The sequence below is a fragment of the Fimbriimonas sp. LA-C6 genome (genome assembly GCF_055398105.1).
The window spans coordinates 1,980,111-2,003,759 of record NZ_AP038796.1; the positions used below are offsets into that span (position 1 = coordinate 1,980,111).

Genomic DNA, 23,649 nt, shown 5'->3' on the forward strand with positions numbered 1-23,649 from the left:
GCTATATATCCAACGGATTCCGATACGGATAGCTGCCAAGCGTCACGACTTCCATAGCGACTTTCTTGAGGTCCTCAATGGCAGCCTGCAACTCAGGGTCGTTGCGGTGGCCCTGGCAGTCGCAGTAGAAGATGTACTCAAAAGTCGCACGTTGCGCTGGGCGAGACTCAATCATCATCAGGTTCACGCCGTTCTCTTCGAACGCCTTCAGAGCAGTAACCAGCGTCCCCGGCTTGTTGCGGACGTTGAACATGAAGCTGGTTTTGTCGTTGCCAGTCTTAGCCGGCTCGTTGTAGCCAAGGACGATAAACCGCGTCCGATTCGAAGGGTTGTCGGCGATGTGCTCCACCAAGATGGGGATCTGCACCGTCTCGGCAGCGAGCCAGTTGCAGATGGCACCACTGTTGGGGTCTTCCAGAGCTTTCTCGGCGGCCTTTGCAGTAGGGACCACCTCAATGATCTCCGCGTTCGGAAGGTGCATTCTCAGCCAGCGCTTGCACTGCTGTGAAGGCTGAGGTCCTGCATAGACTCGGTGAACATCCGAAAGCGAAGTCGCCACCGAAACCAGATGGTGCTGAATAGGGATGTAAAGCTCGGCACAGATCTTGACGTTGGTCTGCGGGAACAGGTCTAGAGTCTCGGGAACCACACCCGCCACGCTGTTCTCTACAGGGACCACGCCATAGTCGGCGCTGCCATGCTCAACAGCTCGAAAAACGTCCTGGATCGAGTCTTCAGGATTAAATTGGGCACTGTTGCCGAAAGTCTGGATGGCCGCGAGGTTGGTGTAGGTACCGGCCGGTCCCCAGTACGCACACATCAACGGCTTCTCTAAAGCCCTAGCCGCACTAATGATTTCTCGGTAAATCGCGGCAATCTGCCTAGATTGGAGCGGACCGGGGTTATTATTGGTCAGCTTCTCAAAAATGGCTCTCTCGCGCTCAGGGGTGAAGAACGGTTTTCCACCGAGTCCCTTCACATGACCGACCTCTTGTGCGAGTGCTGCTCTTGCGTTAAGCAGTCGAACAAGTTCGCCGTCAATGGCATCGATATCCTTTCGGATTTCTTCTAGCGAACGCGCTGAGCCTTCGGACATGGGAGGAATTATGAACTGGACCTACGCTTATTTGACGCAAGATAGATAAACTTAGTTAGAGACCGTATTATTTTGTTTCAGGAGCTACTCAAGAACGTTACTGGCCTTCGGGCATTAGGAGTTCACGGGCTGATCGTTGCAGCCGTGGATATTCTTCTCGTCGCCTACCTTATCTACCGACTTCTGATGCTGGTACGAGGTACGCGAGCTTGGCGCATCGTCGGTGGCATCATCATCTTCCTTGCACTGCTATTCCTCAGTGGTCAGGCTGGACTAACAACCCTACACTGGGTCCTGGCGCAAGCAACTCCCCTCGGCCCGGTTGCGTTGGTCATTCTTTTGCTTCCCGAGCTACGGCAAGCCATCGAAGGCTTTGGAAAACTAGGTCTCTGGCCCCAGAAACTGGGCGTCGGCGTTGAAGAATTAGCGGAAGCCAGAACGGTTGAAGAATTAGTGGCAGCAGTGTCCGAATTGGCAGCCCAACACGTGGGTGCTCTGGTGGTCATCGAGAAAGCCGCATCCTTGGAAGAGATCGCCAACAACGGCGTAGCGCTAAACGCACGCGTCAGTTCTCCCCTCCTCGGCTCCATCTTCTACGAAAACAACCCTTTGCACGACGGTGCGGTAATCCTTCGCGGTGACACCTTGGTGGCGGCGGCTTGCCGATTGCCCTTAAGCGAGTCCAGCCGTTTGGATCAGACACTTCACATGAGACACCGTGCGGCGGTAGGTGTGACAGAGTCCTTGGACTGCATGGCCGTGGTAGTAAGCGAAGAACGCGGAACCATCAGCGTCGCCTTCGAGGGCCGATTAAGAAAGCTGAACTCTCCCCAAGAGCTTCGAGAAATTTTGAATAGAGAACTGCGAAACGAAGGCACCCCTGCCCCGAAGATCAAGCCGAAGCTACGCCCCCGCAAGAAGGCGGAGGTAACCAAACCGTGACCGGGAAAGTGAACGTCCCAATCATGCTGGCCTCCCTGGGTCTTTCCGTGTTTCTCTGGTTCGTGGTCTACAGCCAGAACCGCCCCGAGCCCCGCGAAGTCCAGGCAGAGCTTCACGTCACAAACCTCGATGACAACCGGTTCTTCTTCGACCCGACAGATACAAAGTTCACCTTGCACGTGAAAGGCTCAACCGATGACGTAGCCAAGATCGAGAACAGCAAACCCCAAGTCTTTGTCGATCTCTCGAACGCAAAGCCAGGGGAATCGGTATATCCGATTCAGATCACACCACGCTCGGTGACGCAATACCTAGATAACCAGAAGCTGGAAATCCGCCTCAAGGTAGAGGCTCTGAAGCAGAAAACGTTCACCATTGAAACCGACGGCAAGGGGCAGCTCAAGGACCCCGCTGTCACGCTGCTCGAGAAGAAGATCAACCCCAAGACCGTCAAAGTCATCGGCCCCGCCAGCGAGGTGGATAAGGTCGAGACAGTGAAGGCTTACCTAGACCTAGCCGAGATCGACCTGCTGAACGCGCAGCCCCAGGCGGTAGCACTCATCCCGATCGACGCCAATGGAGTGCAACCTCAGCACGTCCGCACCACTCCTGCCCAGGCCGTTATTTCACCTGTCGTGAGCTCCGCGTTGACAGATAAGACCGTGGTGATCTCCCCAGAATTCCTAGGGCAACCCGCATTTGGATTCACTCCCGACGGATACAAAGTAGAACCGCCGACGGTGCAGCTAACAGGCAAGAGTCTCTCACTGGCAACGGTAAGCAAGATCACGGCCGACCCAATAGACGTCACAGATTTGAAAACTTCCAGAACCTATATCCTAAAGCTCCACGTTCCGCCTGGCACCGAGTTGAAGTCAAACACCATGGTCCGTGTGAAGTACTTCGTCAAGCCAGAAGCAACCAAAAAACGCCCCGTAAACGGCTCTCGTGGATTTCCGGATAGAGTGCCTCCCTTGAACGATCGCAGGAAGGCTGGCGAACTGTAGTGACGGAAATAAGACCAATTCGTGAGTCCGAAGCAGAGGCGTTCTTGGAGCTGCTTTGCGACGTGTTTGGGCTCGACTTCAACCGAGCACATAACATCTTCTTTACCGAACCCATGTTCGATCTAGAGCGCAAGTGGGCCCTCTTCGAAGGTCAGGAGATGGTCTCCATCCTCACCACCACCCCCCTACAGTTCGGTTGGGGCAAAGCCTGCGGCGTGGCGGGAGTAGCCACCCGGCCAAACCGACAAAACGAAGGCTACGCTTCGCGGCTGATCGAGCGTGTGGTCGCCGAATACACCCGGCGCGATGAAGGAGCCTGCCTACTCTACGCCACCAACACCAAGCTCTACGAGCGCAACGGCTTCGAGGCCATCGACCGCATCGTCCGAGGCCAGGTCGTCTCAAACCCGTCCACCATCGACTACTCGTCGCTGGACATGCAAGACATCAAGCAGTTGTACACCGCCTGGTCCGAAGCCGACGACAACCGCCTTCGCCGCGACGAACGACGCTGGCGCTATTGGAACTGGCACTTCCGCATCTGCATGGGCTTCCAAGACGGCTACCTCTGTGGAGAACCAGGGATTCTGCGGGAGGCCGTCTTCGGCCGCCCCGTCCAATCCCTCCCCCTCCCCGACAACACGGAATGGTTCGGCCAGACCCTCCTTGCAGACGTACTAGAAATCCCCTTCAAAACCCAACCCGTGGTAGAGCTCTACCTAATGGGTCGCAACGTCCCCGGCATCCCACAACTCTTCATGACCGACCAGTTCTAAGCTAAGCGCCCTTCGCCTCGGAAAGGACGATGCTGTTCCCCTCAGAGTCCTTCATCTTCAAAAACGAACCCCAGGGCTGCTTCTCTGGAGGGCCGTCGAACTCCACACCCTTCTCCGTAAGCTCGGCGTAAGTCTTGTCGATATCGTCAACAGCCCAGGAACTATTGAGGAAGGTCCCCACTCGGTCCTCGTGCCCTGGAGGGGTGAAGAGAGCGACTCCCGTTGCCGCACCCGGGATCGAAAGCTCGATCCACCGCTGCTGGTCGTTAAAAGGCATATCCGTACGAATCAAAAATCCAAGTTTCTCCGTGTAAAACCGGAGCGCCCGGTCCTGGTCCTGAACAGGCACCCCTATGAATTTAATCTGCTTAATCATTGATCGCATTATGGTAGTGAAGTGCTCAATCGTCAAGCAAATTCAAGCCATATATCGATAATTGAGAGGCTACTTACTATAGCTATAATAGCTATAGCAATGAGATTCGACTCCTACCTCTTCGACGCCCTCATGCGAGACCTAGTCGGCCACACTCGCTCGCCTGCCGCCTATCTCGTCTACATACAGCTCTATCGCCAATCCGTAGCGTTGGGACGCGATTCCGTAACACTCAGCCACTCCATGATCGCCGACCTCACAGGCCTTTCCAAGCGAGGCGTCCAGACCGCCATCGGCCACCTCGAATACCGCCAACTCGTCTCCATAACAAAAACCAAACCCACATCCATGCCGACCTACCATGTGTTAACTCCATGGCGCCGCCTCCCGGCTTCCCAATAGCCAGCGCAACCGTCACAATGGAGCCATGGATCTCTGTACAATTGCGACAAGTGGGTTGAAGAGTGCTTGTGGCGTCTTTTTGCAAGACCTCAAGGCACTACCCGAAGAAGCGTTTTCCAAGAACTTTGGCGGAACAACGCGAACAGTCGCAGACATCGTTTACGAAGTCAATCTAGTAAACGACCACATCGGAATGGTGCTCCGAGGTGAGGAGCCGTTCGCCTGGCCCGACGTCAAGTGGATCACCGCACCCGAGGACTTCCAGACCAAAGAGGTCGTAATCGCAGCATTCGAAACCTCCTCAGCAAAAGCCATCGCAACAGTCGAAGCTCTCTCCGCAGAACAACTAGAAGCAACCGTGAAGACCGCGCAAGGCGAGAAAACCCGCTTCCACCGCTGCCAGTTCATGGCAGTCCACCTCTGGTACCACAGCGGCCAACTCAACTACATCCAAACCCTCCTGGGAGACGACGGCTGGCACTGGAACTAACCAACGACCATGTGGGGCCTGACGGCACGGCATAGAACACTGCATTCACGATGTTTAATGTAGAAATTCTGTCGGATTAATGGGCTTAGTCACATATCGATCCGGTTGATGGGGAAGCTGTTTCCACTGTTCCTCATCAACCGGCCATGGGACCATCAAGCAAACCCACGACCGACTCAGTTCAGCATGTGTCCGAATCCAAGTCAGCACTTCATAGCCATCGACATTTGGCATCATCACATCCAATATGACGCGGTCAAAAGGCTCCCGCTCCAATAGCTCGATAGCCTCTCGCCCATCGCAGGCACAGGTGACCGAGTACTCCTGCCGCTCCAGACTGACCTGAATCAGGCGAGTGATATGCAGCTCGTCATCAACCACGAGAAACCTGCAAGGCGACAACACTTCACTAGTAACCATCACAACTTACCACGAACGTTTCAGGGCTGTTTATAATGGGCGAAGCGTCATGTTCAGTTTGCTCTCGGTGGTTCTTGCATTCCCATTCGTCACGTTTGGTCCCGGTGGTCCCGCTTACGAAGACGCCGATCACGACGGAATCCCAGATCGGTGGGAGACAGATGGCTATGGCCCCATTAATCCCAAAACCATGGGGTGCAAACCCAACCATGCAGACATCTTCATCGTCTTTCGAATGCGCTCGGGCATGAAGCAGGAAACGATCCAACCGACCATCGACCGTATGAAGAAGTTCTACGCGGAGCTTCCTCATAAGAACGCGGACGGCACCACTGGCATCCACATGGTGGCAATAGTCCCGCCTCCGATGCCGAAGGAGTCGGACACCCTTGGATATCAGGACCTATACGAAAAGGCGATGCCCCTGGAGTGGCGGGGGATTGCCCACGGGATCCTCGTGGACAACAGCCCCGGAGGCGGAGGGCAATCGAACCGCGCCGACTGGGCAGGTACAGGCTACAACTGGCCGACCATGGTTCACGAGCTAGGACACCAGCTCGGTCTGCCGCACGAGCCCCTCGGCTCCCGAGTAGGCTCCCCCTACCATCGCAGCCTGATGAACTACGACTACAGCTACCAACTAGGCGGCAACGGCGAGGCGATCATGTACAGCGATGGCAAGTTCGCCAGCCTCAAAATGCACGAGGACGACCTAGATGAGACCGTCCCCTTCACGCTGACAGACCTCGACTTCCTCACCAAGCAGCCGTACTACTTTAAGCTGAAGAAGATCGATGACAAACACACAGCCGTAGATTGGAACCGCAACGGCATCTTCGGCGAAAAACACGTAAGAGCAAACATCAACGATGGCTACTCCATAACCCTCCCCATCACCATGAAGATGGGCAAGGCAGCAGGTGCACCCGCCCTGGCCGCACTAGACAAGACCCTACTGAGCATCTTCCCCAGCACTGACTCTACAGACATCAAGGATTGGGATCTGAAAAGCCTAACCCGGGCCAAACCTGGCAAGCTGATGGTGCAAACCAACCAAAAGGACAACAAGCCTCAAGTGCTTGTTCCCAGCGGCGTCTGCGGAGATCCATCCGTAGCCGTGATTCGCGACGAACTATGGACCGCGTACCCAACCGCCAACGGCTACGCATACGGAATTTATAAGCAAGACAAAACCGGTTTGGCATTAAAATCCTCGGGCCAGGCTGACCTCGGCGAGGTCGAACCCACCCTCGTGTCCACACCCCATGGAGTCCTCCTTCTCGCCTGGGACAGCAAAACCAAATCCGTCTCCATCGGAAAACCCGGCGACAAGCTCAATGAGATGCGCGCTCTTTCGGGCCTCACAAGCCAGCAACCCGTTGGCGCAGTATGGAACTCCAAGCGCAAGGAGCTGGCCGTCGCCATCGTAGTCCATCAAGCCAACTTCGACGGCTGCATCAAGATCGTCCACTTCAATAATGCCGAAACCGGCTGGCTGCAACAGGACTTTGTTTGGGTAGGTAACGACAAAGGCGGCGCCAGAACCTCCGGCCGCCCTTTACTAATCTTCGACGCCACCAGAGACCGCGGCCCCATGGGAGCCTACAACGTCTACGTAAAGGGCCAATACGCCGACCCCGCCCAACCCGGCCTCAACTTCTGCTGTCGACAGATCGGCGAAGGCGAGGGCTGGCGAATCAAAATGATGGGCAACGAGTGGGCCAACTCCCGCAGCGTGTGCGGAGTAACGGAATACAAAGGGGACATAGCCTACGCCTACCGCTGGTACAGCGGCCCAGAAGACAACCTGCTATGGGTGGCAGAATCAGCCTCCGGCGTAGAGCATGACATCATCACCGACTTCGACGAAGTAACGTTCATCTTCGAACACGGCCTACAAGACTCCTTAAAATCCGTCCAACAGGAACAGTGGAAAAAACACTAGCATCATGTCGACAAAACGGTGAAATGTCGACATGATCAGAGTGTCATGTTTACGCCGTCGACATGATCGCTACACATCTATTGGCTCGAAGCCCGGGAACATCTCGCTGGCTTCGGGCAGGTTACCGTAGACCGAGAAATCCGAAACAGCCTCATAACGCTTCCAAAGAGCCAAGACCGAAGCGTTAGAATGAGCTTGCTGAATGGCCTCCAAAGATACCCACTCAAAGACTTCGATGATCGTTCCGTCCGTTGAGCGCATGGCCAAGGCTGGTCGATCGGTGGCGAGCCCTTCTGCGCGGAGAATCAGAAGATGATCCCTAACGACACTGACCAGTTCCTCATCTTTGCCCGGCTTCGGTTTGAAGCATGTGATCACCATAACGCCCATGCCAGCTATTTTAGTACGAACGCAGTTTTTCAAACACCCGGTTCGCGTCTTCTACCAAGAAGCTCAAAACATCCGCAGCCTTGGTGTGTTTAATAAGCGCAGCACTCTGCCCCGACCACATGGCAGCGACTGTCTGGTCACCCGACTCGGCTGCCGCCGCGCGAAGAGGCGAGCTAAGCTGACCCTGGAACGGATAGTCGGGGATGTCCTGCTCATGCTCGCGTATATAGGTGGTAAAGGCGTTGGTCTGGCATCGGGCATAGCGGCCAGAGTAGGCCCGGGTCAGCATCGTGTACCGCGCATTGGGTCCCGTAAGGCCCGCCCGATGGATGGCGGTCGCGTCAGATTCATCACACACGACAAACGCCGTCCCAACCTGAACAGCCTCGGCACCTAAGGCAAAAGCAGCAGCAATTCCACGACCGTCGGCAATCCCTCCGGCCGCAATCACCGGTGCCTTCACGGCATCGACAACCTGAGGAACCAGCGCCAGGGTTCCAGGGGCATCAATCGCATGACCAAGGAACGCAGCCCGATGTCCGCCGGCCTCCGCACCCGATGCAACGATCAGATCAACACCTGCCTCATCCATGGCAACCGCCTCATCCACGTGGGTAGTCGTGCCAATCGTGATGATCCCACGACGGCGACACTCTTTGAGAATTTCCCGATCAGGCACGCCGAAAATGAAACTAAAAACCGGAGGCTTAGCGTCGAGCAAAGCCTCTACCTGCTTCGCAAAGACGTCATCTGCAAACTCCTGATAAGCCGGAGCCTCCACGCCAAACTTCTCGTAAAAGGGGGCCAGCAATCCTACTCCGGCATCATAGCTCTCGCGCGTAAACCGCCTGCCCCGCTCGCCTTCCACCGGAATCCAAAGATTGATGGCAAAAGCAGAGTTAGTAAGGGACCGGATCTCGCTCACCGTCTGACGTATCTCATCGGGCGACAGCAGATACGCACCGAAGGAACCCATGCCACCACCATTCGAGACCGTCGAAACGAGTTTGGCGGTGGAGAGACCACCAAACGGACCTTGGATGATCGGGTATCGGATCTGGAGCTTCTCGCTCACACGCGTTTCGGTCCACATAGTCACCTTCAACTACGAAACAAAAAGGCTCCCGTGCTTCAGCACGGGAGCCTTTTTCAAGAGCGATTACTTGCTTGTTACAGGGAACAAGAAGTCGCGGTTAGTAGTCGGGGTCATTCGGTAGTACTTCTCAAGGAAGATGCGAACCGCTTCCTTATAAGAAAGGTTTGGCTTCTCGATCCACTTCCAGTTGAGCTCCACTCGTCGAGCTTTTGGTGAGAAAGTAATCACACCGTTCTTCACGGGAACGTGCTTGCCATCCACCTTCGCCGAAGAGACCTTCACGAACCAAGGAGTGTGAAGCACCACGGCTGTAGGCGCGTTGCCCTTATTCCATCGACCGTCGAGGTTCAGCACAGCGCCATTCTTTCGGCTGTGGAGGTTGTAGCTCACCGAGCCAAAGAATGTTGGAGCGCCTTTAACGGTGACGTCCTTACCAGCCTCAACCCACTGGGGAGCAAGGACGGATGCAAGGTGCAACTGTCCATCTTCCTCACGCACAAGAGCGTCTCGGATCTGCGACATGAATCGCGAAGCGAACCAACCGTGAGGGGTGAAGTTATCACCTGGATCTCGTGTGCCCCAAGCTGGGATCGCAAATTCAAAGCCACAGTTAGTGCTGCCAGTGTGCGCCAGGATCGAGTACAGATCCTCCACAACCTTCTTCTGCTCGCCAAGAATCGTGTTGCTCTCAGTGACATAGAAAGTCTCGTAGTGGTGAAGCGTGCCGTCTGCGGAGGTCTTGCCCTGCTTCTTCAGCCCTTTGGCAACCCAAGCGTTTCCGCCGTAGGTGATGATTCCTTCCTGATAGTTGTAGTCACGAACCATCTTGAGAGTCTTCTGCGCCAACGGATCAGTCTTAGCAAGCACTTCGAACGGATAGATACCGCCCGATGCGTTATCCCAGTCGTTACCAGCGGTCACATTGTCCATTCCAGGAGGAATGTAGCCTTCCGATTGCGCCGCGAGCTCTCGAAGCTGCTTCATAAAGTTGGCTTTATAGCTGTCGTGAACAGCCTGCCACTTCTTCGCATCCTCAGGTCGCTTCATGTCGTTCGCCATCATCACGGCGTACTTCAGACCCAAAAGTGCCCAGAAGCTGTGCCCCGTATAGTGGCCATCAATCGCTTCGTTGTCGTAAGGACCTGCCACTGGCCAGAGACCGCGTGGATCCTTCGCACACTTCGCAACGAACTCATCAATGTGCGCATCGAGAAGAGGATAGATCTCCTTCAAGAACGCTCGGTCACCGGTGGTTCGGCAGTGGGAACCAACCGCCCAAAGAACCTGACCCCAATAGTCGTCCTGAACGGACAGTCGAGCGCCGCGTGGCTGGGGTGCGCCTGGCTTGAAGAAGCTAACAGCCTTGCCGTCCTTCCAAACGAGGAAGTCTCGCAATACATCCTTGGCCGTATCGTGCAGACCCAGCATGTCGTAGGTGCGGACAAAGAAAGCGCTGTCGCGAATCCACATGTAGTTGTAGTGGAGCTTGTTCACGCGCTGATAGATGTGTCCGTCCTCGTTCAACTCACTTGCCACAAGGTCATACATGAGGCTAGCTTTGAACGTGGACATCACCTTCGGATCAGCCACTGAGAATCGCTCAGCTCGGGCGATCTCCTTCTTCCAGAACGCAACGGTCTTGGCGCGATACTCATCGTAGTTCGCATTAACCAGTTCCTTCACAGCGGCCGTCTTGGAGAGTTCCGTTGGAACGGCCGGCATGTTGAACCGGAATACCTTCTTGGCACCTGGCTTGAGGCTGAAAGCGTACTGAACAGCAGCTTCCTTGAGCTTACTGGTGTAGTTCGGCATCCCCGCCGTCGCGCCAGCGCTTGGGCCAGAGAACACAAGGTGCCCGCCCTGGCTCATCAATCCGTTTTCAAACTGAACATTGGCCTTGCCATCATCAAAAGCCTTCTGGTCAAGGAACGGCTTGCTGTGCCACTTGGTCGACCGCTGCGCATCCAGTGACTTCTTGAGGGTCTCGCGCTGTCCTTTAAACCACGCAAAGAATGGATCGTAATTCACGCCGGAGGCAATATCGCCAAAGTTAGCGCCAAGAACTCCTTTTTGTGCTTTCTTGCCTGCATTGCTGACAGTGCACTGAATGAAGGTAACAAGATTGTTCTTAGGGTCCAACTTGATGGGTGTCGCAAAAGCCTCGAAGCTATAGTGCAAGCCATCGCGATCAAATCCAAACTGCATGACAGGAATGTAATCGTTCAGAAGTGTCTTGACACGCTTGTTGATGGGTCGCAGAGACTGAGGCGCACCCGCATAAAAGGAGAGCTGACCATATGCGCTGATAAATGCGCCATCGTAGGTTACAACGGTTGCCTTAGGGCAGTTCTTGAATCCGATCTGATCGGTTGGCGCTTTGAAGTAACAAAACGGCTCAGCGAGCTCTTGGCGGATCGACTGACCGGCCTTGTCTTGAGCAGTTGCGAGACAGCTTGCAAGACTTACTCCAAGCGTGAGAAGGAAGTATGTTTTCATACGTGAAACTCGATATTGAATTCGCTAGCTTGCTGACTTACACGTGCGAACGAATGCGTCGATAGTTTAACATTAAATCTATTGCAATTGAATAGAATTGCGAACAGCTTGCGCCAGGGAAACAGAAAATAAATACTTATCCCTTTCACTTAAAATAAGCACCATGAGGAGGGAGCACATTTTATCAATTTCGCTCACGCCTACTCAACCAGCTGATATCGTCAGACTGTGCGGTTTAGTGAAAGAGAATTCTAACGGCGATGTGACTTATGCTGTGGACGGTAACACAGTAATTCTCTCGGCTAATAGTGAAACGAGTCTCCGCGCATTGATCCAGCATTTGAGATCTCAACTGACGAGCGATTTCCATGTCGGAGAGTTCATAGTCCATCGATTCGAATCGATTCGATTTACAGCGCGAGGATCGGCATATTCTGAAAGCGCCGACGGTTTAACTACAGTCTGCACTGTAGAAGTCGCGCCTCTCCCAAGAGGTGCGGGAATTGTTTTCGCCGGGCAAGATGTTGAGTTAGTCGAGGATCTGTTTAGAGCACTGATGACGTCTGGGCGGATCGAAGGACATCCTCTCACCGATCTGAAAGTGACGCTCATCACCCCCTGTTCAAACTCAGAATTGAGTTCTGCTGCACTTCGAGACGCTCTCGATAAGGCAAGCCCGGTCGTCCTTGAGCCGATCATGCGATGGACCTTTCAGACACCTATGGTCTATGTTGGCGATATGGCCAGTCTGGTCAATGAAAGAGGAGGCCGCATCTCTGACTTGGAGCAACCCACAAACCACCAGTGCAGAGGGCATGGTGAAATTGCCCTCAGCCTTGCGCTCGGATATCTAGATTGGCTGCCCCCTGAGACGAAGTTTGAACTTCAGTATTCGCACTACGCCGAGGTCCCTAACTCAAATTTCGGGTTGGGTCTAGAATGATAGATTAACAATGCTCTTGGATCGCACGCCTAGGCCGATGCTCGATGCCTTCTTGAGGCAGGTGAAGCAGCCAACTGAAGTCTCCCTCAAATGGATGGACTGGCCGCTCGCCCTGTTAGCCTGCATACCATTTCTGCTAGCACCACTTCACGGTTACGGACTGATCTTGGGCCCACTTGCTACCTGCGCCACCTTGTTCTATCGAAAGTCTCAGCGAGACCGACAACTGAGTGCAGCCACGCCAGAAGTGAGAGCAGCTTACGAGCGTTGGCTCAGAAGCTCACGCCTAGTCTATCTTTGTAAGAACAACAGATTGAACGCCCACGTACCAGCACCTGTACTCAATTCACTCGAAGCCGCCGCAAGGGCTTGGCACCACGCATCAGAAGAATTAAGGCTGCTAGTAAGTGCAGATCCAGTTCTCGTTGCCGAGATGCAAGCTGAGGTAGACGCACTCATGATGAGCGCCGCTTCAGCAGCCCATCCAGTGATCCGTCGCGACGACCAGAGCCGCAAACACATGAAGGCCATGGAAGCCGACGTCGATCTGATGAGCCGAATCTGCCGCCGAATCGATATCGAAGGCAGAAAACTAGAAAGATGGGCCGAGGACACTCAGGCCCTCAGCAGTTCCTCAGGCAAGTCCCTTCGGGAGAATCTTGCTAAAGCACAAAGCGAACGGGCAGCAGCCGAAGCAGAACTTGAGGAAGTTCTGCGCGTTGAGTCCTAACCATCAACTGCGAATCGTTGACCAGTACTCTTCGTTCACGTCCGCATCCACCTCAACAGGCAAATTGCTCGCATACAACCTGTCCCCACCCTTCCGCTTTGGACCCGAGATCCAGTACAGGTCGCCAGTTGCCAGGTCGTAGTAGTTAGCCTTGTAACCACCCTTGAGGCTCTGAAAACGCTTCTCTCCGTAATAAAGAGTTCGCCCCGTTTTGGAAAACCGAACGCGTCCGATGCGAGCTTCGCCATTCAGACTTCCCTCTTTGCACTCCACATACATAATTCGCGACTTCATTGCGTTCCTCGTCCATCAGGTTAGCCAACTCCCAAGTGTCGCCTGGATCATTTGACCTAAATCAAGTTCAAGGGTTATGCTCGCAACAATCGTGCTTGCTCTACTTTGTCTTCTCGTCTCGCCATCTGTTGAGATCTTCGTGTCCCCAAGTGGAAGCGACGAGGGTACGGGCACCAGGACCAAGCCGTTTCAGACTCCTGCACGCGCACTCCAAGAGGTCGCCACACTTCGACGGTCCAGGAAAAAACAACCCGGCCCGATCATCGTTCGCTTGGGAGGAGGAACCTACTACCTCACCTCACCCCTCGTTTTAAGCGACTCCGTCTCGGGAGTCGAAGGCTCACCCACCGTTATCGCTCCTATCGGCAAAGAGAAAGTGGTGATCAGCGGAGGCACGCCGCTGTTATCCATGACCAGGCAAGCAAACGGCTATGTGGCAAAACTTCCGGCGAGCATCCACGCGAACCAACTCTTTGTAGGCCCATCACGATACTCCCGCCCCCGCCTGCCTGAAACAGGCTACTACTCGGTGGAGGCACCCTCAACCAAACCAGACCGCGAGTCCAAGGGCGATGACTGCCTCACTTTTGCCAACCAAGAAGTACAAGCCGACTGGCACAACCTAGGCGATGTCGAAATGCTCGTATTCCAAAACTGGGCCATTTCCCGGTTCCCCATTGCCAAAGTTGATCCAGAGCATCACCTGGTGACTTTCAAAGGATCAACTCAAGGAGCCTCCTGGGCACTGCTTCACAAGGGCAGCCGCTTCCTCGTCGAAAATGTAAAAGAAGCTCTCAAGCGTCCAGGCCAGTTCTACTTTGACAAGAACTCCCACGAAGTCACCGTGATCCCAGCGTCGGGCGACAACTTCAAGAAAAACCCACCCGTCGTTCCGGTTCTCGAGAAAATACTAATGGTAGAGGGAACGAGAGAGCACCCGGTCCAGGGAATCCGCTTCGAAGGGATCTCCTTCCGCCACTCGGCTTGGTCGATGCCAGAAACAGGACGCAACTTCCCCCAGGCAGAGGCAGACCTAGGCGGAGCCGTTCTCGTACAGAACGCGCGCAACATACAGTTCGAGAAATGCGAGATCAGCGAAGCAGGCGGTTATGGGCTCGAGATTGCAGACAACTCTCAGCATATTTCGTTTCAAGACGGCCGAATCACGAACCTCGGCGCGGGTGGGGTGAAGATAGGCGTGATGGCGGTCTCAAGCGACGACAAGTTCCTCACACAACACGTAACCATCCGAAATAACATCATTGCCGGTGGTGGCCGAGTTCACCCAGCGGCAGTCGGTGTCTGGATTGGACAGTCTCCCTACAACCGGATCGAGAACAACGAGATTGCGGACTTCTACTACACCGGCGTCAGCATCGGCTGGACATGGGGCTACGGGGCAAGCAACGCGCACCACAACCAAATTATCGGCAACCACATCTACGATATAGGTCAAGGAGTCTTGTCCGACATGGGCGGGATCTACCACCTAGGCATCGCACCCGGCACCAGTCTCAGCGGCAACCGTATCCACCACGTCAGCAGTTACGACTACGGCGGATGGGGACTCTACACGGACGAAGGCAGCTCCGAAGTCACCTTGCAAGACAACATCGTGTACCGCTGCAGTCGACAAAGCTTCCACCAACACTACGGGAAGAACAACCTCGTGCAGAGGAACATCCTCGCTTTCGCCGGAGAGTCACAGTTGGCGCGAACCCGTGCCGAAGACCATCTCAGCTTCACCCTCCAAAACAATATCGTGATCTGGAAAACCACTCCCCTCCTATGGGGGAACTGGAACGGCCAAGTGGCTCTAAACAACAACCTCTACTGGCGCACCGATGGACAACCCATCACCTTCAACGAGGCAAGCATCAAGGACTGGCAAGCCAAAGGCCGCGACAAAGACTCTCTCTTCGTCGACCCTCAATTTGTGAACCCCGACCAAGACGACTTCCGACTCCGCCCAACAAGCCCCGCACTGAAGCTAGGCTTCAACCCAATGGATCCCAAAGGCAAACCATGGCCACTCCGATGGAAGAAGCTCCCCCCAGCATTCCCAACCAAACCTTAATGAACGGCTGAGTGTAGTTACCGACCGTTTTGGGGCTCCTTATTAACGGATAATGCCTCTAACCGTTAATTACGAAACTCCTTATTAACGGATAAGGGCATTATCCGTTAATAAGAATCCAATTTGGAAGCCATAATGAACGGTAGGATGCAGCAAATCTCGTACCGAGCAGGCAAATATACGAACCAACCTACCGGCTACAAGGCATTTGTGCCTGCTGACCTTCCACCAGACCCGCCGATCTCGATCGACCCAGAGATGCTGGATCTTCTCTCCAGAGCAGATCGAGCGCTCGGACGACTCGATGGTTCGACGGAAGCCCTCCCGAATCCCGACCTTTTCGTCACCATGTACATCAGAAAAGAAGCGGTTTTGAGTTCCCAAATCGAAGGCACACAGGCTTCACTGGCAGAGGTGTTAGAACTTGAAGCGAAGGTGCTTGATGCCGAGCGTCCGACCGACGCAGTTGAAGTCATCAATTACGTCAATGCCCTCAACTACGGAATGCGTCGGCTAGACACGCTTCCGCTATCACTTCGGCTCATCACCGAAATACATGGCAAGCTGATGGAAGGCACCAGGGGCCAAGAGCTCAGCGCAGGAGAATTTCGCCGCAGCCAGAACTGGATTGGACCGCAAGGATGCACCCTCACCACCGCCCGATTCGTTCCCCCAGCTCTCGAAGATATGAAGGTGGCGCTTGGGAATCTTGAGCTTTTCTTTCACTCCGAAGAGCCAATACCCCTGTTACTGAGAGTTGGCCTAGCCCATGCACAATTTGAAACAATCCACCCATTTTTGGATGGCAATGGAAGAGTCGGGCGACTTCTCATCACATTTCTTCTCTGTGAGCGAAAAGCTCTGAAACGTCCACTCTTGTATCTCTCCTATTTCTTCAAACGGAACCGCCTTGAGTATTACGACCGCTTGCAAGCAGTCAGAGACAATGGGGACTGGGAAGGGTGGTTGAAGTTCTTTCTGAGAGGCGTAGAATCGGTCGCCAACGAAGCCACCGAGATTGCGCGAGATATAGTAGCCCTACGAGAGAAAGACCGAAACCTGATCATCGCGAAAGGTGGACGCGCCATGGCAGATTCCCTACGTCTCCACGAAGCGCTCTTTGATCACCCGGTCGTATCAACGAATCTCATTCAAGAGTTCATTGGCAAGGAATTCCCAGCCGCAAATCGAATTGCGAAGCAATTCGAAGAGATAGGAATTCTTCGTGAAGTCACGGGCCGAGCGAGAAAGCGCGTGTATCTATATGAGAGATACTTCAAGCTCTTCGATGATTCAGAACTTCAAGCAGCGAACCTACGTTAGGGAACCAATTACTAGAAAATCGGAACCACAAGCTTGACCGCTTCGGCAACACCTGACCGATGCTTGACCTTAAGATTAAGAGTCTTGCCAGCAGATTTGGCAACCACAGCCTCAAAACCGGACCATCCCTTAACGTCAGCACCATCTACCTGAACCACTTCATCACCAATCTGAAGCCCACTCTTCGCAATGGGTGACTGCTCCAAAACACCGCCCACAACACACTTAGGCAACGCCCGAATATCGAACACCACCCCGATCTGGTGAGACACGGGAAACAAACGGTCGCGGCGATCCGAGGTGACCAGAGCCAAAACATCGGGATCGTATTTCTCTCGTTCCGCAGCAGGAAGAGACACCCGCAGCTCGTTCTCCACCACTTTCCACGCAATCTGAGGCAAATCAATCTTGTTCAATCCTTGATTGAACAAGTGAACCGGGTATCCCTTCCAACCCTTAGTCTTTGCCGCAACCGTTGCGTACACCAAGAGTTCAAGACCATCGGCAATGGTTCGAAGCTCGGTAGCATATTGCCAACACGCTTTTCGGTACAGCTCATCTGGAGAACTCACCAATTCGAGCGTATTCCCCAAGTCACGCAAGTCTTGAATGGCATTCTTCACGCTATCCGGAACAGACAGCTTGGTCAGTTGCTGAGTAGTGATCTCGCGATTGAGATCGTAAACTGCGGCAGAAAGCTTGGCACCCTCCACTCGCCAGCGCGTCACTTTCGTGGCCATTCCGGCCAGATCCGATTCGCGAGGAGATTTCCGTTCGGGCAGAGGCGGAAGGTGAGGAATCGTACTCGTTGGAGAGGTGTTCGTGGTTGCGGGCGTTGTCGTCGTACCTTCCGCCGTCTTAGCCCATGGCTGAGTCGCCAAGCTCACATCCAGCGCTTTAATATTGACAGCCGGAGTTCCAAAGCTAAGGCGCGCAGCCCCTTCCGTTTCGGTCAACACCAAGCCAAGGAGCGCCCCTGTACTATCGAGCAGCGCACTGCCCGACCCGCCCGTCGCAGCTGTCGGCGTAAACTCGAACAGCTTCTTACCGTTCACCACACGTATATTGCTCACCGACCCGTCGATGATCGTGAACTCACCATCCTTCGGCGAACCCACAACATAGCCCTTCGAACCCGCCTCAGGTGTAGAACTGCTGAGCGCCACTATCTTACGGTCTGCAATCCGTAGCTTGATGATCGCAACATCCGTAAGGTCGTCCTTATCCACCAAACCCGTACTCTCGCAAGTCTGACCGTCTGAAAGTTTTGCCGTCACACGAGTCGCACCCCGCACCAGGTGCCACGAAGTCACCGCCAGCCCATCCTTGATAGCCAGCACGCCCGTTCCATGAATGCGCTGCCCACCCTGGGTTTCCACTTCCAGCGAAACCATGCACGGAAGGACCTTCTTGTAGATGTCGTCCACGCTCAGCTGTTGCATAGGGCGAGCGGACGTCAAAAACGACAACGCGATGAGACTTATCATGGTTTATGCGAGTTGCTACAGCGTAAGAGCAGTTCTCCACGCGTAAAGTTCGCCCCTCAGACGATCTTCAATATAGGTTAACCCACTGGGCACCTCATCAGTTCAAAAGTCGTTCTTAATCCCTTAACTTGATCAATCTGAAAAACACAGACCGTTCCTAAAATAGTTCGTTCTGGTGCAACTTATCCCTTCGAAACTAGAATCTTCAAACCTGTCTCAAATGCAAGGGGGTACCCTATGTAGTTGAAGAAATGAGGATCTACACTTCGGAAAGCGTCAGCGAGGGGCATCCAGACAAACTCGCGGACCAGATCTCGGACGCTCTACTCGACGCGTTTTTGGACCAGGATAAGCACAGTCGTGTTGCAATCGAGACTCTTTTGACTCGAGGCGTGGCTGTTGTAGCGGGCGAAGTAACGAGCGATGCCTACGTAGACGTCGCCCGAGTGGTGCGCGAAACCGCAACTGCAGCTGGCTACACCCACACCGACCTTGGCTTTGACGGCAACACCTGCGGTGTGCTCGTCGCAATTCAAGAGCAATCGAAAGATATCGCAATGGGCGTCGACACCGGCGGTGCAGGCGACCAAGGCATGATGTTCGGCATGGCGACCACTGAAACGCCAGAGCTGATGCCATTGCCAATCGCCATCGCTCACGCTCTAACCCGACGAGCCAGCGCCGTACGACGCAAGCACGTAGACCTCGGTCTTCGCCCCGACGTAAAGAGCCAAGTCAGCGTGGTATACGATGAGAAAGGCAAGCCTAAGAACATCGATACCATCGTGGTCAGCGCCCAGCACGCACCAACCCTGACTCACGAAGGCATCTGCGAGATCGTCCGAACACGGATCATCAAGCCAGTTCTCGAAGAGTACAGCGAGTACGTCAAGAGCGACATCACCTACCACATCAACCCAACCGGTCAGTTCATCGTGGGCGGACCTCAGGGCGACACCGGTGTAACGGGTCGAAAGATCATCGTAGACACCTACGGCGGAATGGCCCCTCACGGCGGCGGCGCATTCTCCGGTAAGGACCCCACAAAGGTCGACCGCTCCGCTGCATACATCGCGCGCTACGTAGCCAAGAACATCGTAACAGCTGGACTCGCTGAGAAAGTCGTCGTACAGTTGGCCTACGCCATCGGCGTGGCTCAGCCAGTTGCAGTCAACATCGAGACATTCGGCACCGAGAGCATCTCACCAGACGAGATCTCCAAGCGCGTCCGGGAAGCCTACGACCTCTCGCCAAAAGGAATCATCGACCTCCTCGGACTCCGAGAAACGAAGTACCTCCCAACCGCAAGAAACGGCCACTTCGGCAACCCAGACTTCCCTTGGGAAAACACCAAAGACGCTGCGAAGCTCAAGTAAATTGAATCGATAAGGAAAAGCCCCATTCGCTAACGAATGGGGCTTTTTTGTTTGAGAACCACTTCGCCCATAATAGAGCCGTTAGAATGAAACCTCTTAAGTTTGGCAATGATAGTCAGCACTCTCAATCCATAGAGGTTTCAAATAAAGAGTTGAGAGAACTTCTTCGTGACCTCTCTCGGGCATCGAAAGAGGAAACTCTCTTAGATGGGACAGTGACAACCGCTGACGTCTCTGAGGTCTTACAGATACCTAAAGAACAAGTTGACGAGGCACTGACCACCTTACGCAGCAGGAAAGCCATAAAGCTACAGACGCGAAAGGCTTTACTAATGAGGAGTGCGGTGTCCGTGTCAGTCGTTTTAGCTGCAGTGCTCAACATACATTTCGCGCAGCCTCAGCCTCTCACCGTGACTGACATCCAAATAAAGAGAGCCGTTTCTCCAGCCACAAGTTCCGTCTCAGGACCTATCTACATAGCGGACACAAGCGTCGATATTGTCATGGCGTACCACCCATGCACTCTGTGGCGAGCGATCATCGGTCCAGACTGGGGCGCTCGGGGCACTACAACGTACGTTGACTCGACGGGAGAACATAACACTTTTCCGGTATCAAACGTTGGAAGCATAGGCTTCGCTACCGGAAATCTCTACCGCGTGGGATATAACAAATATCATCTCTTTTTTGGCTATCCGTCAAAGCTGGCGCATGGCAACGTAACCTCCATACGCCAACCGTTCACTATGGACGGCCGTGAGACTACCGTCCAAATCCCACTCACGAGTTATCGTTTCAGCGCATCCAAGAGTCCAGGAGTCGGCTCCATGTTCTCCGTGCGAGTCATCTCGATCTTCTTCAAGATCGTCTGCTCGCTATCCTCAAAGGCACTGATAGGCGGCATGCCTTTCGCCCGTCGGTAGAGCCCCCACTGCCCCATCGGGCCGCCAGGTGCGTCAGTCTTGTAAGTCCACAGAGTCCAAGACCAACCTTGCTCCGTCACCAGTTGCGTGTATCGCTTGGTCACGTCCGAACCTCCAAACGGTTCAAGGTTGAACTCACCCACATACAGCGGAGCGTTTCGGTACCCTTGCAAAGGCTTGTACCGCTCAATGTCACGCTTCAGAGCTGTCACATGATCCTCTGCCGTCTTCGAGTCGAAGTTGTAGAAGTGCAGTGAGAAAGCGACGTTGGTCCACCCAGCCAAATTCGGATGAGGAGTCGTGTCGAATCCCTTATAACCATCGTCCACCAACACCACCTTCTTCGGAGCAACCTTTCTCACCGCTTGGATCACGCGATTGTAAACCAGGTGGAGCATCGCCGGATTCGGAGCACCCATCGGCTCGTTCATAAGGTCGAACATCGCCACATTCGGATTGTCTCCAAACTCCTTTCCAAGATCCACCCACAGGTTCTCCATCTGGGTGATGTTCTCCACATCAAACCACAGCCGGTTCTGCCCCCTCATGCCAGTCGGCTGATCCGTGCTTTGTCTGCCCGGCACACCGTGCATGTCAAGAATCGTGTAGAGGCCGTGCTTGGCCGCCGTATTGACCGCCCAGCGAAGCCGATCCATGCCCTTTGGCTCCTGAAGCATCGTGTAAAGAAACGGAACGCGCACGTGGTCAAATCCCGCATCCTTGATGCGCTTAAAGTCCGCATCCGTGATCCAGTTATCTCGCCACTTGTCTCGGATGCGCACCACCGCATCCTTACCCAACCGCTTCTCAATGGTCGACCAAAGCGAAACACTGTCATCAACCTTAGGCAAGCTAGACCCCGCCGGCGGGTTCTCTGCCCAAGGCGTCATCCAGATCTCCTCCACTAACCAACCACCCAGGTTCACTCCGCGCATGCGGACTTCCTTTCCTTCCGCATTCACCAGCTTCGTTCCCTCGGTATGGATTGCCGAAAGAGCGGGTGCTGCAGGTGCCAAATGAGCCACACAAAAGGCTGCAATAAGAGGTGCAATCATAAGTTTTATCTATAAAAAGGCCCTCGGCTTCCAAGCCGAGGGCCAGTTGGGTCTTAGTGGATGCCTGGGAAGCCCCAGCCACCGCCGTTCATGTAATCGTAATTGCCCTGAGTGTTGACGTTTCGTCGGTCAATCCAGATGTTCTGGAACCACTTAACCGCACCCTTCTTCATCGTCTTTGCGTGACCATCCACAAATACGCTCGGTGAAGACTGAGTGTATCGATAACGTGGGTGAGCACCGCACTCCCATGCCGAACCGTTGATGCTAGCAACGCAGTCGGAGTCGAAAAGCGGCGAGTAGACACTCGTGCCCTTCGTATAAACGTCCACACCGTCGCGCTGAAGTGTGGAAGGATCTCCAGCAGTTCCAAGGATCGAACCGACCCACATCTGCTGCCAGTCCATGAACCACACATACTGCCAGTTGTTCTGGTTGTCTGGCGTGTCGTTAGTTCCTTTTTCCATCATCAGGATCTTGTCAGCAACGGCATCAACCGCGCTCTGAGGACAACCTGGGTTAGCTGCTCCTCCCTGATTTCCATAGTTATCAACGAAAAGGCTGTGGTGTACGCCATAGGAGTACGCACCCGACTCGCTCGGATACGCCTTTTCTTGACGAGGGTTACCTGGGCTTCGGTAGATCCCGCTCTTTCCAGTGGTGATGGCGTTTCCAGCAGCGGTTTTACCGTTGTCGCCGTTCTTCAAATACGGATAAATGGAGGTAGCCCAAGTGAGGTGATCCAGAGGGCCGTTCCCGCCATATTCGCTCTGAGGGAATGTATCGTCAGCATCACCCATGTACATGATGACGCCAAGACCGATCTGCTTGACGTTGCTAAGGGACTGAGTCTTCTTAGCGGCTTCTTTTGCCTGAGCAAAAACGGGGAAGAGGATCGCAGCTAGGATAGCAATGATCGCAATAACAACTAGAAGTTCGATAAGCGTAAAAGCTCGCTTTGAGTTCATTTATTTTCCTCTGCACTGAGGCACGGTGGAGCGGTCGAGTCCCGCACATCAAAACTGCACGGGAAAGTGGTCGAAGATGGCTTCGGGCCAGAGCCCGATATCATGGAGAAAAGCGTTCGGCTCGCGTGGGCTGCCATCTCTGTGATGGGCTGTCGCACGGCGGTAAGCCTGGGTGTAGTGGTCTCGCAAAACTGGGTGCTGTCAAAACCCACCACGCTGAGCTGGTTGGGAACTGAGATGTCGAACTCCACGCATCGCTTCATGAACCGCGCACTCGCGCGCTCACTCCAGCAGATAACCGCGGTATGACCTGTCTTCTCGCTCCACCACTTGGGGAATTCGTCGAATTCCCAGCTCCAGGTGAAAACGTTGGACTCGGCGTCGCTCACCCCTCGTCGTTCGAGAGCTTCCACAAAGCCAAGCGATCTAGCGAGACAGTCGGGAGCAGTCAACTCCTCGTATTCTCGAAGGAACATCACCTTTCGATGACCAAGGCCCCAAAGATGAGCAACCGCAAGCTCAATTCCCGCCTCGTTTTCACACGAGATGAACACAGCCTCAGTATCTTCCTTAGGAGCAAGTGCATTAAGAGCGACGATGGGGATAGGACAGTCGTGAATGAGCTGCACCGTAGGCTCATCCTTTGCCATCTTGCACCAGATGACACCCTCAAGTTGTCCGTCGCCTAGAGTCCCAAGAACGTTGTCGTGAGCTAACTCCGGAAGAATCGTCAGCCGGTAGTGGTTCTTCAAAACCTCCGACGCGATCCCGTCCAAGAGATGCATAAAGTAAAGAGGACCAGATGCAATGCCAGCAAACCCTTCCCAAATAAGACCAATAGTGTGGGTCCGACTCGATCGAAGGTTCCTTGCTACGGCATTCGGGCGGTAGTCCAACTCCTTGGCGATCTCTCGAATGAAGACAGCCCGAGCCTCGCTGACGCGCACGCTGTTGCCTCTTCCGTGCAGAACTTTTGAAACTGCAGCGGTAGAGACGCCAGCCTTCAACGCAACATCGCGAATAGTAACAGACATAGC

At 54.2% G+C, this 23,649-nt stretch carries 22 protein-coding genes; 11 read left to right on the forward strand and 11 right to left on the reverse strand.

The annotated features are described in order from the left end of the window. Position 1: 1 nt before the first annotated feature. Positions 2–1,096 (reverse strand): prephenate dehydratase, encoded by a 1,095-nt coding sequence (gene pheA / locus ACZ51B_RS09165; RefSeq protein WP_464296941.1) that lies wholly within the window; start codon positions 1,094–1,096, stop codon positions 2–4. 72 nt (positions 1,097–1,168) lie between these two features. Between pheA and cdaA the strand changes: the two genes are divergently transcribed. Genes cdaA through ACZ51B_RS09180 form a run of 3 tightly spaced genes read left to right on the forward strand, consistent with a single transcriptional unit; the run spans position 1,169 to position 3,821 of the window. Next, on the forward strand, positions 1,169–2,038 hold the full coding sequence (gene cdaA, locus ACZ51B_RS09170) for a diadenylate cyclase CdaA (protein ID WP_464296942.1): 870 nt from the start codon (positions 1,169–1,171) through the stop codon (positions 2,036–2,038). Further along, a complete protein-coding gene (locus tag ACZ51B_RS09175) occupies positions 2,035–3,045 on the forward strand; it encodes a CdaR family protein (protein WP_464296943.1) in 1,011 nt (336 codons plus the stop codon). The genes cdaA and ACZ51B_RS09175 overlap by 4 nt, the downstream gene beginning before the upstream one ends. Continuing rightward, positions 3,045–3,821 (forward strand): GNAT family N-acetyltransferase, encoded by a 777-nt coding sequence (locus ACZ51B_RS09180; RefSeq protein WP_464296944.1) that lies wholly within the window; start codon positions 3,045–3,047, stop codon positions 3,819–3,821. The genes ACZ51B_RS09175 and ACZ51B_RS09180 overlap by 1 nt, the downstream gene beginning before the upstream one ends. Position 3,822: 1 nt before the next feature. Here the strand turns inward: ACZ51B_RS09180 and ACZ51B_RS09185 are convergent, their stop codons facing one another. After that, complete coding sequence (locus ACZ51B_RS09185; RefSeq protein ID WP_464296945.1) at positions 3,823–4,197, reverse strand: VOC family protein; 375 nt, start codon at positions 4,195–4,197, stop codon at positions 3,823–3,825. A 99-nt stretch (positions 4,198–4,296) separates the two neighbouring features. Between ACZ51B_RS09185 and ACZ51B_RS09190 the strand changes: the two genes are divergently transcribed. Together ACZ51B_RS09190 and ACZ51B_RS09195 are read left to right on the forward strand one after the other, a co-directional pair. Continuing rightward, positions 4,297–4,599: a helix-turn-helix domain-containing protein gene (locus tag ACZ51B_RS09190; RefSeq protein WP_464296946.1), complete on the forward strand. Its 303-nt coding sequence runs from the start codon at positions 4,297–4,299 to the stop codon at positions 4,597–4,599. Between the two features lie 25 nt (positions 4,600–4,624). Next, complete coding sequence (locus ACZ51B_RS09195; protein ID WP_464296947.1) at positions 4,625–5,089, forward strand: DinB family protein; 465 nt, start codon at positions 4,625–4,627, stop codon at positions 5,087–5,089. A 54-nt stretch (positions 5,090–5,143) separates the two neighbouring features. Here the strand turns inward: ACZ51B_RS09195 and ACZ51B_RS09200 are convergent, their stop codons facing one another. Next, the gene (locus tag ACZ51B_RS09200) at positions 5,144–5,509 is read right to left on the reverse strand and encodes a response regulator (protein ID WP_464296948.1); all 366 of its coding nucleotides are present in this window, start codon (positions 5,507–5,509) and stop codon (positions 5,144–5,146) included. A gap of 49 nt (positions 5,510–5,558) precedes the next feature. Between ACZ51B_RS09200 and ACZ51B_RS09205 the strand changes: the two genes are divergently transcribed. Beyond that, entirely contained in the window at positions 5,559–7,454 is a 1,896-nt protein-coding gene (locus ACZ51B_RS09205) for a zinc metalloprotease (RefSeq protein WP_464296949.1), read from the forward strand. A 69-nt stretch (positions 7,455–7,523) separates the two neighbouring features. On the opposite strand, the gene ACZ51B_RS09210 is transcribed toward ACZ51B_RS09205, so the two are convergent. The 3 genes from ACZ51B_RS09210 to ACZ51B_RS09220 form a co-directional block, all read right to left on the reverse strand. After that, positions 7,524–7,844 carry a hypothetical protein gene (locus ACZ51B_RS09210; RefSeq protein WP_464296950.1) on the reverse strand — a complete coding sequence of 107 codons (321 nt, stop codon included), beginning with the start codon at positions 7,842–7,844 and terminating at the stop codon, positions 7,524–7,526. A gap of 10 nt (positions 7,845–7,854) precedes the next feature. Beyond that, positions 7,855–8,937, reverse strand: coding sequence for an NAD(P)H-dependent flavin oxidoreductase (locus ACZ51B_RS09215; RefSeq protein ID WP_464296951.1), 1,083 nt, complete (start codon positions 8,935–8,937; stop codon positions 7,855–7,857). A gap of 66 nt (positions 8,938–9,003) precedes the next feature. After that, positions 9,004–11,436, reverse strand: a complete 2,433-nt coding sequence (locus tag ACZ51B_RS09220) for a hypothetical protein (protein WP_464296952.1) — start codon at positions 11,434–11,436, stop codon at positions 9,004–9,006. A 340-nt stretch (positions 11,437–11,776) separates the two neighbouring features. On the opposite strand from ACZ51B_RS09220, the gene ACZ51B_RS09225 reads away from it, so the two are divergent. Both ACZ51B_RS09225 and ACZ51B_RS09230 read left to right on the forward strand, forming a co-directional pair. After that, complete coding sequence (locus ACZ51B_RS09225; RefSeq protein ID WP_464296953.1) at positions 11,777–12,379, forward strand: hypothetical protein; 603 nt, start codon at positions 11,777–11,779, stop codon at positions 12,377–12,379. A 10-nt stretch (positions 12,380–12,389) separates the two neighbouring features. Then, positions 12,390–13,109, forward strand: a complete 720-nt coding sequence (locus tag ACZ51B_RS09230; protein WP_464296954.1) for a hypothetical protein — start codon at positions 12,390–12,392, stop codon at positions 13,107–13,109. Positions 13,110–13,112: 3 nt separating this feature from the next. Here ACZ51B_RS09230 and ACZ51B_RS09235 read toward each other — a convergent pair whose 3' ends face one another. Beyond that, positions 13,113–13,403: a 1-deoxy-D-xylulose-5-phosphate synthase gene (locus ACZ51B_RS09235; RefSeq protein ID WP_464296955.1), complete on the reverse strand. Its 291-nt coding sequence runs from the start codon at positions 13,401–13,403 to the stop codon at positions 13,113–13,115. A 76-nt stretch (positions 13,404–13,479) separates the two neighbouring features. Between ACZ51B_RS09235 and ACZ51B_RS09240 the strand changes: the two genes are divergently transcribed. Together ACZ51B_RS09240 and ACZ51B_RS09245 are read left to right on the forward strand one after the other, a co-directional pair. Continuing rightward, positions 13,480–15,480, forward strand: a complete 2,001-nt coding sequence (locus ACZ51B_RS09240; protein WP_464296956.1) for a right-handed parallel beta-helix repeat-containing protein — start codon at positions 13,480–13,482, stop codon at positions 15,478–15,480. A 135-nt stretch (positions 15,481–15,615) separates the two neighbouring features. Beyond that, entirely contained in the window at positions 15,616–16,803 is a 1,188-nt protein-coding gene (locus ACZ51B_RS09245) for a Fic family protein (protein WP_464296957.1), read from the forward strand. An 11-nt stretch (positions 16,804–16,814) separates the two neighbouring features. Here the strand turns inward: ACZ51B_RS09245 and ACZ51B_RS09250 are convergent, their stop codons facing one another. Then, a complete protein-coding gene (locus tag ACZ51B_RS09250; RefSeq protein WP_464296958.1) occupies positions 16,815–18,290 on the reverse strand; it encodes a trypsin-like peptidase domain-containing protein in 1,476 nt (491 codons plus the stop codon). Positions 18,291–18,541: 251 nt separating this feature from the next. On the opposite strand from ACZ51B_RS09250, the gene metK reads away from it, so the two are divergent. After that, positions 18,542–19,666, forward strand: a complete 1,125-nt coding sequence (metK, locus tag ACZ51B_RS09255; protein WP_464296959.1) for a methionine adenosyltransferase — start codon at positions 18,542–18,544, stop codon at positions 19,664–19,666. A gap of 787 nt (positions 19,667–20,453) precedes the next feature. Here metK and ACZ51B_RS09260 read toward each other — a convergent pair. From ACZ51B_RS09260 to ACZ51B_RS09270, 3 genes are read right to left on the reverse strand one after another with little or no spacing between them, the layout of a single operon-like run. Beyond that, complete coding sequence (locus tag ACZ51B_RS09260; protein ID WP_464296960.1) at positions 20,454–21,644, reverse strand: glycoside hydrolase family 5 protein; 1,191 nt, start codon at positions 21,642–21,644, stop codon at positions 20,454–20,456. 53 nt (positions 21,645–21,697) lie between these two features. Next, complete coding sequence (locus ACZ51B_RS09265; RefSeq protein WP_464296961.1) at positions 21,698–22,612, reverse strand: prepilin-type N-terminal cleavage/methylation domain-containing protein; 915 nt, start codon at positions 22,610–22,612, stop codon at positions 21,698–21,700. Further along, positions 22,609–23,646, reverse strand: coding sequence for a LacI family DNA-binding transcriptional regulator (locus ACZ51B_RS09270; protein WP_464296962.1), 1,038 nt, complete (start codon positions 23,644–23,646; stop codon positions 22,609–22,611). The genes ACZ51B_RS09265 and ACZ51B_RS09270 overlap by 4 nt, the downstream gene beginning before the upstream one ends. Positions 23,647–23,649: the final 3 nt, after the last annotated feature.

What these genes read in the sequence shown, in the direction of transcription:
- pheA (WP_464296941.1), bottom strand. Translation starts at nt 1,096, where the DNA reads ATGTCCGAAGGCTCAGCGCGTTCGCTAGAAGAAATCCGAAAGGATATC.
- ACZ51B_RS09185 (WP_464296945.1), bottom strand. Translation starts at nt 4,197, where the DNA reads ATGATTAAGCAGATTAAATTCATAGGGGTGCCTGTTCAGGACCAGGAC.
- ACZ51B_RS09190 (WP_464296946.1), top strand. Translation starts at nt 4,297, where the DNA reads ATGAGATTCGACTCCTACCTCTTCGACGCCCTCATGCGAGACCTAGTC.
- ACZ51B_RS09195 (WP_464296947.1), top strand. Translation starts at nt 4,625, where the DNA reads ATGGATCTCTGTACAATTGCGACAAGTGGGTTGAAGAGTGCTTGTGGC.
- ACZ51B_RS09200 (WP_464296948.1), bottom strand. Translation starts at nt 5,509, where the DNA reads ATGGTTACTAGTGAAGTGTTGTCGCCTTGCAGGTTTCTCGTGGTTGAT.
- ACZ51B_RS09205 (WP_464296949.1), top strand. Translation starts at nt 5,559, where the DNA reads ATGTTCAGTTTGCTCTCGGTGGTTCTTGCATTCCCATTCGTCACGTTT.
- ACZ51B_RS09210 (WP_464296950.1), bottom strand. Translation starts at nt 7,844, where the DNA reads ATGGGCGTTATGGTGATCACATGCTTCAAACCGAAGCCGGGCAAAGAT.
- ACZ51B_RS09215 (WP_464296951.1), bottom strand. Translation starts at nt 8,937, where the DNA reads ATGTGGACCGAAACGCGTGTGAGCGAGAAGCTCCAGATCCGATACCCG.
- ACZ51B_RS09220 (WP_464296952.1), bottom strand. Translation starts at nt 11,436, where the DNA reads ATGAAAACATACTTCCTTCTCACGCTTGGAGTAAGTCTTGCAAGCTGT.
- ACZ51B_RS09230 (WP_464296954.1), top strand. Translation starts at nt 12,390, where the DNA reads ATGCTCTTGGATCGCACGCCTAGGCCGATGCTCGATGCCTTCTTGAGG.
- ACZ51B_RS09235 (WP_464296955.1), bottom strand. Translation starts at nt 13,403, where the DNA reads ATGAAGTCGCGAATTATGTATGTGGAGTGCAAAGAGGGAAGTCTGAAT.
- ACZ51B_RS09240 (WP_464296956.1), top strand. Translation starts at nt 13,480, where the DNA reads ATGCTCGCAACAATCGTGCTTGCTCTACTTTGTCTTCTCGTCTCGCCA.
- ACZ51B_RS09245 (WP_464296957.1), top strand. Translation starts at nt 15,616, where the DNA reads ATGAACGGTAGGATGCAGCAAATCTCGTACCGAGCAGGCAAATATACG.
- ACZ51B_RS09250 (WP_464296958.1), bottom strand. Translation starts at nt 18,290, where the DNA reads ATGATAAGTCTCATCGCGTTGTCGTTTTTGACGTCCGCTCGCCCTATG.
- metK (WP_464296959.1), top strand. Translation starts at nt 18,542, where the DNA reads ATGAGGATCTACACTTCGGAAAGCGTCAGCGAGGGGCATCCAGACAAA.
- ACZ51B_RS09260 (WP_464296960.1), bottom strand. Translation starts at nt 21,644, where the DNA reads ATGATTGCACCTCTTATTGCAGCCTTTTGTGTGGCTCATTTGGCACCT.
- ACZ51B_RS09265 (WP_464296961.1), bottom strand. Translation starts at nt 22,612, where the DNA reads ATGAACTCAAAGCGAGCTTTTACGCTTATCGAACTTCTAGTTGTTATT.
- ACZ51B_RS09270 (WP_464296962.1), bottom strand. Translation starts at nt 23,646, where the DNA reads ATGTCTGTTACTATTCGCGATGTTGCGTTGAAGGCTGGCGTCTCTACC.